At 56.1% G+C, this 13,454-nt stretch carries 9 protein-coding genes and 1 pseudogene; 8 read left to right on the top strand and 2 right to left on the bottom strand.

Annotation, left to right across the window (positions count from 1 at the left end):
• Positions 1 to 60 precede the first annotated feature (60 nt).
• Positions 61 to 1,689, top strand: coding sequence for a methyl-accepting chemotaxis protein (locus AC4LE2_RS11610; protein ID WP_491825905.1), 1,629 nt, complete (start codon positions 61 to 63; stop codon positions 1,687 to 1,689).
• Positions 1,690 to 1,753: 64 nt separating this feature from the next.
• Here AC4LE2_RS11610 and AC4LE2_RS11605 read toward each other — a convergent pair whose 3' ends face one another.
• Positions 1,754 to 3,367, bottom strand: a complete 1,614-nt coding sequence (locus AC4LE2_RS11605; RefSeq protein ID WP_491825904.1) for a histidine kinase famiy protein — start codon at positions 3,365 to 3,367, stop codon at positions 1,754 to 1,756.
• Positions 3,368 to 3,469: 102 nt separating this feature from the next.
• On the opposite strand from AC4LE2_RS11605, the gene AC4LE2_RS11600 reads away from it, so the two are divergent.
• Both AC4LE2_RS11600 and AC4LE2_RS11595 read left to right on the top strand, forming a co-directional pair.
• Positions 3,470 to 3,961 (top strand): GNAT family N-acetyltransferase, encoded by a 492-nt coding sequence (locus AC4LE2_RS11600; RefSeq protein ID WP_491828118.1) that lies wholly within the window; start codon positions 3,470 to 3,472, stop codon positions 3,959 to 3,961.
• Positions 3,962 to 5,338: 1,377 nt separating this feature from the next.
• A complete protein-coding gene (locus tag AC4LE2_RS11595) occupies positions 5,339 to 6,688 on the top strand; it encodes a TolC family outer membrane protein (protein WP_491825903.1) in 1,350 nt (449 codons plus the stop codon).
• A gap of 12 nt (positions 6,689 to 6,700) precedes the next feature.
• Here AC4LE2_RS11595 and AC4LE2_RS11590 read toward each other — a convergent pair whose 3' ends face one another.
• Entirely contained in the window at positions 6,701 to 7,960 is a 1,260-nt protein-coding gene (locus AC4LE2_RS11590; RefSeq protein WP_491823437.1) for an IS256 family transposase, read from the bottom strand.
• Between the two features lie 54 nt (positions 7,961 to 8,014).
• Between AC4LE2_RS11590 and AC4LE2_RS11585 the strand changes: the two are divergent.
• From AC4LE2_RS11585 to AC4LE2_RS11565, 5 genes and pseudogenes are all read left to right on the top strand, one after another.
• A pseudogene (locus AC4LE2_RS11585) lies at positions 8,015 to 8,236 on the top strand (channel protein TolC); the annotation flags it as partial.
• A gap of 37 nt (positions 8,237 to 8,273) precedes the next feature.
• The gene (locus tag AC4LE2_RS11580) at positions 8,274 to 10,445 is read left to right on the top strand and encodes a type I secretion system permease/ATPase (protein ID WP_491825902.1); all 2,172 of its coding nucleotides are present in this window, start codon (positions 8,274 to 8,276) and stop codon (positions 10,443 to 10,445) included.
• Positions 10,432 to 11,853, top strand: coding sequence for an HlyD family type I secretion periplasmic adaptor subunit (locus tag AC4LE2_RS11575; RefSeq protein ID WP_491825901.1), 1,422 nt, complete (start codon positions 10,432 to 10,434; stop codon positions 11,851 to 11,853). Before AC4LE2_RS11580 ends, AC4LE2_RS11575 begins: the two co-directional genes overlap by 14 nt.
• Before the next feature lie 112 nt (positions 11,854 to 11,965).
• Complete coding sequence (locus tag AC4LE2_RS11570) at positions 11,966 to 12,613, top strand: hypothetical protein (RefSeq protein ID WP_491825900.1); 648 nt, start codon at positions 11,966 to 11,968, stop codon at positions 12,611 to 12,613.
• Positions 12,610 to 13,446 (top strand): hypothetical protein, encoded by an 837-nt coding sequence (locus tag AC4LE2_RS11565; protein ID WP_491825899.1) that lies wholly within the window; start codon positions 12,610 to 12,612, stop codon positions 13,444 to 13,446. The genes AC4LE2_RS11570 and AC4LE2_RS11565 overlap by 4 nt, the downstream gene beginning before the upstream one ends.
• Positions 13,447 to 13,454 lie beyond the last annotated feature (8 nt).

The following is a 13,454-nucleotide window of genomic DNA, read 5'->3' as shown; positions in this document are numbered from 1 at the left end:
ACTTTTAGCCCCACGTGCCGATAGGTGGGCATCCTCCTGCTAGATGGAATGGCGAACGGTATGTCCACTTTTAACCTACGGTCCTTCACTATCGCCAAGCGCAGCGTGCTGTGCTTCGGCCTCATCTGTGCCATCGTGACCGCACTGGGCTTGTCCAGCCTGTACCAGATGGCACACCTCCGCAGTGAAACTGAGCTTCTGACCCGGGAGAGCATTCCCGGCATCACCACCAGTGATGGCATTGCCATGAACATGGCACGCTTGAGAATCGAAGTGCTGCGGTTGATTGCGGTGCCCGCCAGTGCTGCGCAAACGCAGCAGACTATCGGCAGCATAAGCAAGGTGATCGATGGCTTTCTGACCAAATACCAGCCCATGGTCGGCACTGACAGTGAGCGCGCGAATTTCGACAGCTTGCAGCAGACGTACAAGGCCTATGTTCAATCAGCGGGGCAGGTGTCTGCCCTGATTGACCAAGGCGACATCGAAGGCGCTCGCGCCTTGGTGAGCAATAGCATGGCGGCTGCCGGCGGCAAGATGAATGACCTGGCCGCCGCCTTACAAGAGCAGAACCTGGCCGAAGCCAATGCCCACGACACCTTCAGCGCCATCCTCTATAGCGAAACCCGTGACCTGATCATCGCCGCGATCCTGGCCGCACTGGGCCTGACCATCGTGCTGTCCTGGCGCATGACCCGCAGCCTGACCGCGCCCCTGGAAACGGCGGTAGCGGCTGCGCAGCGGATTGCCGCAGGCGATCTGACTGGGCAGTTGGACACCTCCGGCAAGGATGAAGCGGCCATGTTGCTGACCTCCATGGCCTCCATGCAGGCTACTCTTCGCCAGACGCTGGACCAAATCAATGGCTCTGCCCAGCAGTTGGCCTTGGCCAGCGAGGAAATGAGCGCGGTGATGAGCGAGAGCGCCAGCAGCCTGTCACAGCAGAACCAGGAAATCGAAATGGCGGCCACTGCCGTGACCGAGATGAGCCAGGCGGTAGAAGAAGTGGCGTCCAACGCTGTGTCGGCCTCATCCGACTCTCGCATTGCCAGCGACTCCGCGCGTACCGGCCAGGCCGAACTTCAGGCCACCCTCACCGCCATCGGCTCGCTGACCAACAACGTGCTGGACGCCTCCGGCCAGGCCACGCAACTGGCCGAACAAACCCATGGCATCAGCAAGGTGCTGGACGTGATTCGCGCCGTGGCTGACCAAACCAACCTGTTGGCACTCAACGCCGCGATCGAAGCGGCCCGCGCCGGTGAGGCGGGGAGGGGTTTTGCCGTGGTAGCAGACGAAGTGCGCTCCCTGGCGCACCGTACAGGGGAATCCACCCGCGAAATCGAGAGCATGATCAGCAACATTCAGGTAGGCACTACTCAGACCGTGGACGCCCTGCTGACCAGCGCCGACCAGGCTCGCTCCACCCAGACCCAAGCCACCCAGGCCAATGACGCCTTGAAAATCATCTCTCAGGCTGTAGCAGGGATCGACGAACGTAACTTGGTAATCGCCAGCGCCGCCGAGCAACAGGCCGAGGTGGCGAGGGAAGTGGACCGTAATCTCGTGCGTATCCGCGACCTGTCCATCCGAACCTCGGCAGGCGCCGAACAGACCCACAGCGCCAGCCAAGAGTTGGCGCGCCTGGCCAATGGTTTGGGCGAGTTGGCCAAGCGCTTTAAGGTGTAAGGCCACTGCGGCCCAGCCACTGCGGCCCAGCTAAGGCCGCCCGACCCTCACAGGGGGGCCGCCTTCAACTTACGCCGTTAGGGCCATCGAGGGCGCGGCGGATCCGGCTTGCCAATACGTTAGGCAGGTACGGCTTGGACAGCACCTCGAATTCCTGCCCATTGGTGTCGGTACGCTCGATGGCGTTTTCGGTATAACCCGTAGTCAGCAGTATCTTCATGTCGGGGTAACGCTTGCGGGCCTCACGGGCGAGCATCACCCCGTTCATGCCACCGGGCATGATCACGTCGGTAAACAGTAGGTCTACTTTCTCAGTGGCAGCCAGTATCTCTAGCGCCTGAGCGCCACTATTGGCCACCCTGGTCTGGTAGCCGAAGTCGTCGAGCACGGTCTTGGCCAGCTGCGCCACGTCGTCGCGGTCCTCGACGATCAGCACCGATTCAGAGCCCGTGGCGGCAACGTTGCGCTTGGGCTCCTCAAGGGCAGTGACGTCCGCGGTGTCGGCCGGGAAGTACATGCGCAACGTGGTGCCCACCCCCTCTTCGGAATAAATCCGCACCGCCCCACCGGACTGTTTGGCAAAGCCATACACCATGGACAACCCGAGCCCCGTGCCTTTGCCTTCCTCCTTGGTGGTGAAAAAAGGCTCCATCACACGGCTCATGATGCTCTCGGGCATGCCACACCCGTTGTCTGTCAATGCGATGCACACGTACCGGCCGGCGGCCATGCCGTCATAGTGCTTGGCGTTGGCAGGGTCCACATGGATATTGCGGGTTTCCAGGCTGAGCGCAGGCTTCTCTCGGCCCGCCATTGCATCGCGGGCGTTAGCGATGATATTCAACAGCGCCACTTCCGCCTGGGTGGGGTCTATGCGGCAGTTCCACAGGTCCGGCTCAAGGTCGGCATTGAACGTCACCTCACTGTCCATCACCCGCTCAACCACTGCCGTGATCTGGTCGATCATGTTGTTGAGGTTGATGACGCGCCCCTGAAGCTTCTGCTTGCGAGAAAACGCCAGCAGTTGCTGAGTCAGCACAGAAGCACGGTCGATGGCGCCCTTGGTCAGCGACAGGTGCCGGGCCACTTTGCCGCCGTCTACGGTCGGCTTGCTGGCGGCCCGGTCGGCCAGGTCAACGTAGCCGCCCATCACTTGCAGCAGGTTATTGAAGTCGTGGGCAATGCCCCCGGTCAATTGCCCGAGCGCTTCCATCTTCTGGGCCTGGCGCAGCGCATCTTCGGCATCCCTGCGACGGCTAACGTCCAGCTGAGAGGCGAAGAAGTAGGTGAGGTCGCCGGCGTCGTTGTACACCGGCGAAATGAACAGCGCGTTCCAGAACGATGAGCCATCCTTGCGGTAGTTAAGCATTTCTACTGAAATGTCTCGCTCTTCTTTGACGGCGCGGCCCACTTGGGCCACCACATGGCTGTCAGTATCCGTGCCCTGCAACAGTCGGCAATTGCGCCCGTAGATCTCCGACGTGTCATAGCCAGTCATGGACAGGAACGCAGAGTTGGCGAAGATGATCGGGTTGTCCGGTTGCTTGGGGTCTGTCACGACCATGGGCATACGCGTCGTGGACACCGCCGCAAAGAAGATATTCTTGCCCGGCGCGGAAAGGTCCGCGTTTTGAGTGTTATCGACTCGCGCGTGAAGGTCTTTGGATTGTTCAGACATTGAGCAGGGTTATCCTGGGCGCGCGGCCACATGGCGAGGTATGTAACTCAGACGCTAAAGCGTGGGCAAAAGTTTTCATCGTTAAAGAAGAGTGTTTTGAACGTGCAATGGCGTATCGAACAGGTCCAACCCAACGAGGTCGCGCAGGTGGTGGTGTTTGCCCTGGCGGCCCGCGAGCTTACCTTCCCCTTGCTCGCTGGCACCCCGACGCCGCCTGACCTGGCGGCCTTCGAGCAGGTGTATACCCAAGGCGCCGGCTGTTTCCTCACCGCTCGCGAGGGCAACCGCCTGGTCGGCATAATCGGCTACGTCCCTTACGACCGGCGCTTCGACACCTTGCCTTATCCGGGGCTGCACGTTGTGGAGGTGGTAAGGCTGTTCGTGCTACCCGAGTACCGCCGCACCGGCATTGCTATTGCTTTGTACGAACACCTGCAACGCCACGCCGAGGCTGCTGGAGTAAACCTCATGTACCTGCATACCCACCCCTTCCTGCCAGGCGCCGTGGGGTTTTGGGAGCGGCAAGGCTTTGAGGTGGCGGCGGTCGATCCCGACCCGGTGTGGCAGACCATTCATATGCAGCGGCCGCTATAGCACCGGTCGCTAGCAAGCTACGCTGCTACATAGGATCAGAGATCACCACCGACCGTAGCAGCCCGCCTTGGCGGCGACCGGTTTCAGCGAGATGTGAGGCCAGTCGCTAGCAAGCTAGGCTGCTACCAGGCATCGGAGATCGCCACCGCCTGTAGCAGCCCGCCTTGGCGGCGACCGGTTTCAGCGAGATGTGAGGCCGGTCGCTAGCAAGCTACGCTGCTACGAAGAGTTGGAGACACCACCGCCTGTAGCAGCCCGCCTTGGCGGCGACCGGTTTCAGCGAGATGTGAGGCCGGTCGCTAGCAAGCTACGCTGCTACGAGGCATTGAAGATCACCACCGCCTGTTGCAGCCCGCCTTGGCGGCGACCGGCTTTAACGAGATGTAGGGCCGGTCGCTAGCAAGCTACGCTGCTACGAGGCATTGAAGATCACCACTGCTTGTAGCAGCCCGCCTTGGCGGCGACCGGTTTCAACCCAGGGTAAGGCCGGTCGCTAGCAAGCTACGCTGCTACGAGGCATTGAAGATCGCCACTGCCTGTAGCAGCCCGCCTTGGCGGCGACCGGTTTCAGCGAGATGTGAGGCCGGTCGCTAGCAAGCTACGCTGCTACGAAGCATTGAAGATCACCACTGCTTGTAGCAGCCCGCCTTGGCGGCGACCGGTTTCAACCCAGGGTAAGGCCGGTCGCTAGCAAGCTACGCTGCTACGAGGCATTGAAGATCACCACCGCCTGTAGCAGCCCGCCTTGGCGGCGACCGGCTTTAACGAGATGTAGGGCCGGTCGCTAGCAAGCTACGCTGCTACGAGGCATTGAAGATCACCACTGCTTGTAGCAGCCCGCCTTGGCGGCGACCGGTTTCAACCCAGGGTAAGGCCGGTCGCTAGCAAGCTACGCTGCTACGAGGCATTGAAGATCGCCACTGCCTGTAGCAGCCCGCCTTGGCGGCGACCGGTTTCAGCGAGATGTGAGGCCGGTCGCTAGCAAGCTACGCTGCTACGGGGCATTGAAGATCACCATCGCCTGTAGCAGCCCGCCTTGGCGGCGACCGGCTTTAGTGAGATGTGAGGCCGGTCGCTAGCAAGCTAGGCTGCTACGAGGCATTGAAGATCACCACCGCCTGTAGCAGCCCGCCTTAGCGGCGACCGGCTTTAGTGAGATGTGAGGCTGGTCGCTAGCAAGCTAGGCTGCTACGAAGCATTGAAGATCACCACTGCTTGTAGCAGCCCGCCTTGGCGGCGACCGGCTTCAGCGAGATGTGAGGCCGGTCGCTAGCAAGCGAGGCTGCTACATAGCGCTGCTTGTATAGCGACTTATAGCAATTAGCCAGTAACCGCATTCAAGTTCGGATCCTTGTTGCCGAAAGCCTAACGGAGGACATGGCGTCCCCGGCGCAAAGCGCCTTACTGAAGGCCTTTGAAGGACTGGAAATGACAAGCCGTGCGGGCATCAGCTTTGTATTTTTGGTTTTCGTGCTGCCTGGGATAGAAGCCGCTGCATTCGCGACTGAAATGGCGCCCAGGGCCGACTTACTGGGTGTCTATCAAGCAGCGTTGCTTAACGATCCACAGCTTTCCGCTGCTCGCCATGCGTTCAGAGGGCAGGCCGAGGCTATACCTCAAGCTATCGCTGGGCTTTTGCCAAATATCAGCGCAGGCACCAAGACAGAGATCACACGCCTTGATCGTGATAGGCCTGCACTTACGCGCGAACGCAGCGGAAACACCTTTCAAGCCAATCTAAGCCAACCCCTGTTCCATGCGGATCGTTGGTACCAACTCCAAGCGGCTAAATTATCTGTTGACCACGTTGAGTTGGAACTTGCGGCCAAAGAGCAGGCGTTGATTCTCACTTCGGCGCAAGCGTACTTCGAGATCCTGCGCGCGCAGGATGCCCTGGCTGCGGCTAAGGCAGAAGAAGCGGCTCTGCTGCGTCAGCGTGACCAGGTTCAAGGGAAGTTAGAAGACGGCGCTTCGAGCATTACTGATGTTTACGATGCTCAGGCCGCGTTCGACAATGCACGTGCTAATCGCCAGCTTGCCCAACGTAAAGTCGAGGATGCTTTTGAGGCATTGTCGCGGCTGACCAACGCTGGCTATGCGTCCATCGTAGGCATGGGGCACCAACTGCCGACAGAGCCCCCTATGCCCGCCAATCCAAGTGTTTGGGTCGAAAAAGCAGTGCAGCAGAACCTCCAACTGCTTGCAACAGGTAAAGCCATTGGTGCCGCGCAGCAAACCATTTCACAGCGCAAGGCCGGCTATGCGCCCACGGTCGACCTCGTTGCCTCTTATCGAAAAGGGGACAATGACAGCTTCGGTTATAACAACCCCACTGATTTTGGTACCAACGGCTATGGCGGCAATGTCGCCCAAAGCAGTATCAGCGTGGAGCTGAACATACCCTTATACAGCGGTGGCATGACGGGTTCCCAAGTTCGAGAATCCACCGAGCGCCTGTACCAAAGCCAGGATGAACAAGAAGACAAGCGCCGCGAAGTTGTACTCAACACGCGCAATGCGTTTCGCGGCATTAACGCCGATATCGAACAAGTATTTGCCCGCCGTCAGAGTATTTTTTCAGGCCTTAAGTCAGTTGAAGCGAATCAGGTGGGCGTAGAGGTGGGTTCACGCAATATTGCCGATGTACTCAACGCCCAACGTCAACTGTACGCCGCCGTGGGGCCTGTCAGATTTTTTGTGTGCGGGCCAATAACGGCCTGCCGTTAGGCAAGCCATGCTTTACCAGGTCGGCCTGATAAATCGATCTCCGTACAGAACTGCGAACTGATTCATCGCGCTTTTCCAATCATGGGCTGCGTTGCCCCATTTGGCCGTGATATTGCGTAACCCCAGCCAGATCAGCTTGGTCGCGGCCTCGTCGGTCGGGAAGTGACCTCGGGTTTTAATGATCTTACGCAACTGCGCATTGATGCTCTCGATAGCGTTGGTCGTATAGATCACTTTGCGGATGGCAGGCGGGAATACAAAGAATGGAATGACTCGATCCCACGCGCGTCGCCAAGCCGCCACGACTGTGGGGTACTGCTTGCCCCAGGGCCCCTGTTCAAAGGCATCCAGCGCTTGCTCGGCCGCTTCGGCGGTGACTGCCTGATAGATCGGCTTGAGCGCCTTGGCCAATTCGCGGCGCTTATCCCAGGCCGCGTAATCAAGGCTGTTGCGGATTAAATGAACAATGCAGGTCTGCAAGGTCGTCTCTGGAAACACGGCGCTGAGGGCTTCTGGCATGCCTTTGAGGCCATCGGTCACCGCGATCAACACGTCTTCGACGCCGCGTGTCCTGAGGTCGTTGAAGACCTTCATCCAAAACTTGGCGCCTTCCGTGGTTTCGATCCAGATACCTAGGATATCGCGGGTTCCGTTGGGCAATACACCCAGCGCCAGGTAGATCGCCTTGTTACGGACCAGCCCCTCTTCACGGATTTTGACCCGCAGGGCATCGAAGAAAATAACGGGATACATCGGCTCCAGGGGCCGCTGTTGCCACGCGCCGATCTCTGCCATGACCTCGTCAGTTACAGAGCTGATGAAGTCCGGCGACACGTCCGTGCCGTACTGCTCGCAAAGAAACGCACGGATCTCTCTGACGGTCATGCCACGGGCATACATGGCGATGATCTTGTCGTCAAAACCGGTGTAACGGCGCTCGTGCTTGGGAATCAGGATGGGGGAGAAACTGCCATCTCGATCACGCGGAATCTCCAGCCGAATCGGGCCATCGCCGGTTAGAACCGTCTTGCCGCTTTTACCATTGCGCTGGTTGGTTTCATCCTCCGGCCGCTGCGCGCCCGATGGATAGCCCAGATGGTGACCCAGTTCGGCACTCAGGGCGCGCTCGATCAAGGCCTTCTTGAACGCCGCAGAAGCCATCTCGATGGCATCGGCGGTCATCAGCCCTTCACCGAAAGACTCAAGCAACTCTTTCGGGATTTTGGGCAGATCTCTCAGTGGTTGGCGCGCAGGTTTCTTTTTGGTCGGCATACAGGCTCCTTTCGCTCATGTTATGCCCGAACACAAAATTTCTGACAGTCCCCCGCCGTGCGCGATTACAACGACGCACGCTATGACTACATCATCGACACCTTAAAGCTTAAGCAAGCCGCGGGCAGCCTCGCGCCCACGGACTTACAGGCCCTGGCCCTGTACTTGAAACCAGATTATGACCCTGATCGGGACTTCCTCCCTCCTGGATCACTACAGCTACCGGAAAAAACCATGCAGTCTGGCGCCGAGCATTCTGCGACGCGAACACGTTAATTCCATGGTGCGGCACCGCGCACAGACAGGAGTCCGAATGCTCAATCAAGCGAAACCTATAGCCGCTCCAGACAACACCCCTGTGCTGGATACCGGCATGGCCTGTTTAGTAATGCTGGCACGTATAAATCAGTGCCCTGTTTCGCCCGACCAGCTCATTCATGAGTTTGGTAGCGCTGAGGGGCCCTTGTCTCAACCTTCTTTGCTGCTTGCGGCCAAGAAAATTGGGTTGAAAGCCAAGGCCGTGTATACGTCCAGCGACCGCCTCAACCGCACGCCATTACCTGCGATTGCGTGCGATGTGAGCGGCGGCTACTTCGTGCTTGCGAAGCTGGACCAGGGTAAGGCTTTGATCCATGACCCCCGTTCCCAGCGGCCTGAAGTGATCACACTTGAGCAACTCGACGCGCGCTGGAATGGGGGGCTTATATTGGTAAAGACACAGGCTGCCAGTGGCACTGAAACCTCTCGCTTCGATTTCACCTGGTTCATTCCGGCCATCGTTAAATATCGAAAATTGCTCGGTGAAGTGCTGCTGGCTTCGTTCATCTTGCAAATTTTCTCCCTCGTTACGCCCCTTTTCTTTCAAGTGGTGATGGACAAGGTGCTGGTGCACCACGGCCTGACAACACTCGATGTCATCGCCGTTGGCCTGGCAGGCGTGATGCTGTTCGAGTCTGCCCTGTCCGGGCTTCGTAGCTATATCTTTTCTCATACTGCCAGCCGCATCGATGTGGAACTGGGTTCAAGGTTGTTTCGCCATCTCATCACCTTGCCAATGGCCTACTTTCAAGCACGCAGGGTGGGCGACTCTGTGGCGCGTATGCGTGAGCTTGAGAACATCAGAAGCTTCTTGACCGGGAACGCGATCACACTCGTGTTGGATGTGTTGTTTTCCGTGGTGTTTATCGCCGTGATGTTCAACTACAGCGGTTGGCTGACGTTGATTGTCGTTCTGTCGCTTCCGTTGTACGTGGCAGTTTCCGTTCTGATTACGCCTCTTATGCGCGCGCGGCTAAACGAGAGTTTTGCCAAAGGTGCAGAGAACCAAGCCTTTCTCGTAGAAACCGTCAATGGCATCGACACCGTAAAAGCCATGGCGGTAGAGCCGCAGGTCATCAGAAAGTGGGACACCCAATTGGCAGGCTACGTGGCCGCAGGTTTCAAGAGCCAAACACTTTCGAACGTAGCCAACGAAAGCGTATCGCTGATTGGCAAACTCGTTACCGTTGCAACGCTGTGGTTTGGCGCAAAGCTGGTAATTGACGGGCATTTGTCGGTGGGGCAACTGATTGCCTTTAATATGCTGGCTGGGCGTGTCGCTCAGCCCATCATGCGGCTTGCTCAACTCTGGACCAGCTTTCAACAAACGGGTGTCTCCGTTCAGAGGCTTGGCGATATTCTCAATACCAAGAATGAGCTCAACCAGGCCAACAAAAGCACGCTGCCCCCCATCAAAGGCCGGATTGAGTTTGATCAGGTACATTTTCGCTACCGGCCGGACGGGTCGGAAATTCTGAGAGGTATCAACCTTACGGTCGAGGCGGGCGAAGTGATTGGGGTTGTCGGCCGATCCGGCTCTGGTAAGAGCACACTCACTCGGCTGCTACAGCGGCTCTATGTGCCAGAGCGCGGCCGCGTATTAATTGATGGCATGGACTTGGCACTCGCCGACGTGTCCTCGCTGCGGCGCCAAATTGGTGTCGTGCTCCAGGACAACATGCTCTTCAATCGAAGCATTCGCGAGAACATCGCCTTTGCGGACCCCGGTGCGCCTTTGGAAGCCGTTATCCGGGTTGCTACCTTGGCGGGCGCCCATGACTTCATCATGGAGCTGCCCGAAGCCTATGACACTGTAGTGGGTGAACACGGTGCGTCGCTGTCGGGGGGCCAGCGACAGCGTATCGCGATTGCCCGCGCCCTGATGGGCAACCCGCGTGTGCTTATTTTCGATGAAGCCACTAGCGCGCTGGATTATGAGTCCGAGCGTGTGGTGCAGCAGAACATGAAGTCCATATGCAAGGGGCGCACCGTCATTATCATCGCGCACAGGTTGTCAGCGGTAAGGGACGCGAACCGCATTATCGTGGTGGACCGGGGCCAGATTGTGGAAGAGGGCAGCCACGCGCAATTACTCACTCATCAGGCAGGGCACTATTCCCGGCTGCACCGCTTGCAACAAGGAGGCAGCAGCCATGCACAAGCCTGAGAAGAACGGCCTCGCCCATCGATACAGGCGCGCCTGGCGGCAGTCTTGGAAGCATCGCCACGCCATGGAGGCACCGCAACGCGTGGCTCACGAAATACAGTTCTTGCCTGAAGCGCTGGAGCTACAGGAAAAGCCTACCCATCCGGCGCCGCGAATGATGATGTGGGGGATTGTGCTGTTCGCCTCGATAGCGCTGATATGGGCGTGCGTGGGCAAAGTCGATATCGTCGCGACCGCTAACGGAAAGGTCATTCCAAGTGGTAAGAGCAAGGTTATCCAGAGCAGCGAAACTGCCGTCGTCAAGGCCATCCACGTGGTCGATGGCCAGCAGGTCAAGGCTGGTGACGTGCTGCTCGAACTCGACGCGACAGCGGCCGAAGCAGACATGGGGCGGGTTACCAGCGATCTGATTGCCGCCCGTATCGACCAAGCACGGGCAGCGGCAATGTTGGAGGCAATTAACGCAAAAAGGCCACCCAAGCCCCTGCTCGACCGAATCAGCGGTACCAGCCCCTCTCAAGTGCTGGCCGCTGATCGCTGGGTGCAAGGCCAATACCTTGAATACCGCAGCAGCCTAGATACGGCTGCGGCGGAAGTACAGCAGCGCCAGGCGGATATGCAAGCCGCCCGCGCCCAAGTGGCCGGGCTGCAGAAAAGCCTCCCCATCGCCGCCAAGCTGGCTGACGATTATCAGCACTTGCTGGAAAAGCAATACATCGCCCGACACGCTTATCTTGAGAAAGAGCAAGCTCGATTGGAAATCGAAAGGCAACTCAGCGTACAGCACGCAAGCCTGCTTCAGTCCTCCGCGGCCCGCCAGGAAGCAGAGCGCCGCGCGGAGGGCATCGTTGCCCAAACCCGACGCGCAATGCTGGATCTACTGCAACAGTCAGAGCAAAAAGCGAACGCTTTGACTCAAGACCTGGCTAAGGCTCAGTACCAGGACCTGCTCACCACACTTAAAGCACCCGTCAGCGGTACGGTGCAGCAACTGAACATTCATACTGTGGGCGGAGTAGTTACCCCTGCTCAGCCGCTTCTTACCCTGGTGCCGGAAAATCAGCCGGTTGAGGTGGAGGCCATGCTAGAAAACAAAGACATCGGCTTCGTGCATCCAGGGCAGAAGGTTACGGTGAAAGTCGAGACCTTTACCTTTACTAAATACGGAACCGTTTCTGGTGAGGTTATAAGCGTATCGCACGATGCTATCGAGGATGAAAAGCGGGGGCTTATTTACAGTACGAAAGTAAAGCTGGATGAAAGTCACTTGTCGGGTGGGGCAGAGCATAGGGTGCTGAGCCCCGGGATGGCAGTGACGGTAGAGGTTAAAACGGATGAGCGGCGGATTATTGATTATTTCTTGAGCCCGCTGGAACGGCACTTAGATGAAAGTATTAGGGAACGATAGTTTGGGTTGTGGGATTGTGAATTTTTTTGTTTTAATAATTAATTATTTTTTGCTGAGGGAGTTTAAAGGTGGAGTTTTTAAAAGTTGTATTATTTGACGGTAAGGACATTTAATGAATTTTTTCATTTATGCGTTTGTTTGTATATTCTGGATTATTGCAAGTGCCTATGCTGCAAGGATCAGCGCAATAGTAACAAAAAAATCAGTGGGTATTCCATTTTTTGTGATTTTGCAAGTTATGTTCTTTGGGCCCGGCGCATACGCTCAGTGGGATTGGCAGCGACATTGCTCGACAGCGGGAACAAAAATTTTCAAAATTACGCCTACAAATAAAATCTACGGAGAGTTGCTCGCGGAGCAAGACGCAAAGTACTTGCTAGGTAAAGGATATAGCATGGTTGAGCGGAAAAAATATTCTTATAATAGTGCGCAATATCCTTTAGAGCGACATATGCTCGGAAACGAAGGAAATATGATTTCTAAGTTAGATAAAGTTAGCTTAACTCGGTATAAGGTAATTTATTACAGCCAGATGGTATCTGATTCGCTAGAAATTTTTGGGTTCAAAGCTTTAGACTCGGAAAACGGAAATGAACTTCTTGGTTTGCAGGAAGGTTATCAAAACCATGGAGGATATCTTTGGCGCTGGGCGACAGAAATCGCGGGTATGGGAACTTTTGATACATGCCCAGAAAGCATCGGGGCGGTAAAGCTTATACTAAATGTTTTCCCATTTTACATCAATAGGGATAATTTATGAATATTATTGAAGCTACGGATTATGCTATTCTGGCAAAGGCTGCTTACGCGAATTTTAATTTTGATTCAGAAAATAATATTATTGATCCCGGCACGAGCTTGTCCCAAAAAAAATTGGGGTTTTCTAAAGAGGAAGCTGAATCATTTTTGGAGCAATTTGACGTAGTTTCGCAGTCACCTAAAAGCGATAACGGCGGCTTTTCTGCAACGCTGTTTAAAACTAAAGAGAATCCGACGAAATATATTCTATCAATACGAGGAACGGATGATTGGGTTGATGTGCTAGAGGATGTAGCAAGTATAGGGGTGCTCGACGGCATAGCCAAGCATCAGACTGCCGAGCTTTTGAATTACTACCAGGATCTGACAGCCAGGGAAGGCGATACGGTTGTACGATATTTCTATAATAAACTTGACCAACTGGAGGCCTATACCGAAGTGGCCGCAAAAACCGGCCCGCTGTATGGAGAAACGTTTGTCGGCGTAGAGTATTCACTTTGTGGGCACTTGGCTATTCTTCTAGGTAGGCTCGCAGGCGAGCAAGTCACTTCAATATATTCCTTTGATGGGCCAGGCATTGACTTTTATTTTTTTGGTTTAAATTCTGGGCGGAGACAAAAATTTGTAATCCAGTTACAGAGGATAGAATTAAATTTGTTGGATAATTCCACCATAGCTAACAAGTTTTCGCTTGGCACGATCAATAATGTAATGTCGAATGAGGATATTACGCGCGATTTTGAAAATTTTCCAGGGTTGTCTATATCGTCTATAAATAGACGTGGCGAGAGCACTGGTTCTTATCCTGCTCATTTAATTTTCAGTGCTGGCTAAGTTAATAG

The sequence above is a fragment of the Pseudomonas sp. 9.3L genome (assembly GCF_058536285.1).
The sequence above is the reverse complement of the archived record's forward strand: the minus strand, read 5'-3'. Positions and strand labels throughout refer to the sequence as shown.

Bases quoted from the DNA above. Each gene is read 5' to 3' on its own strand.
- AC4LE2_RS11610 (WP_491825905.1), top strand. From the start codon at position 61: ATGTCCACTTTTAACCTACGGTCCTTCACTATCGCCAAGCGCAGCGTG.
- AC4LE2_RS11605 (WP_491825904.1), bottom strand. From the start codon at position 3,367: ATGTCTGAACAATCCAAAGACCTTCACGCGCGAGTCGATAACACTCAA.
- AC4LE2_RS11595 (WP_491825903.1), top strand. From the start codon at position 5,339: ATGGCGTCCCCGGCGCAAAGCGCCTTACTGAAGGCCTTTGAAGGACTG.
- AC4LE2_RS11590 (WP_491823437.1), bottom strand. From the start codon at position 7,960: ATGCCGACCAAAAAGAAACCTGCGCGCCAACCACTGAGAGATCTGCCC.
- AC4LE2_RS11580 (WP_491825902.1), top strand. From the start codon at position 8,274: ATGCTCAATCAAGCGAAACCTATAGCCGCTCCAGACAACACCCCTGTG.
- AC4LE2_RS11575 (WP_491825901.1), top strand. From the start codon at position 10,432: ATGCACAAGCCTGAGAAGAACGGCCTCGCCCATCGATACAGGCGCGCC.
- AC4LE2_RS11570 (WP_491825900.1), top strand. From the start codon at position 11,966: ATGAATTTTTTCATTTATGCGTTTGTTTGTATATTCTGGATTATTGCA.
- AC4LE2_RS11565 (WP_491825899.1), top strand. From the start codon at position 12,610: ATGAATATTATTGAAGCTACGGATTATGCTATTCTGGCAAAGGCTGCT.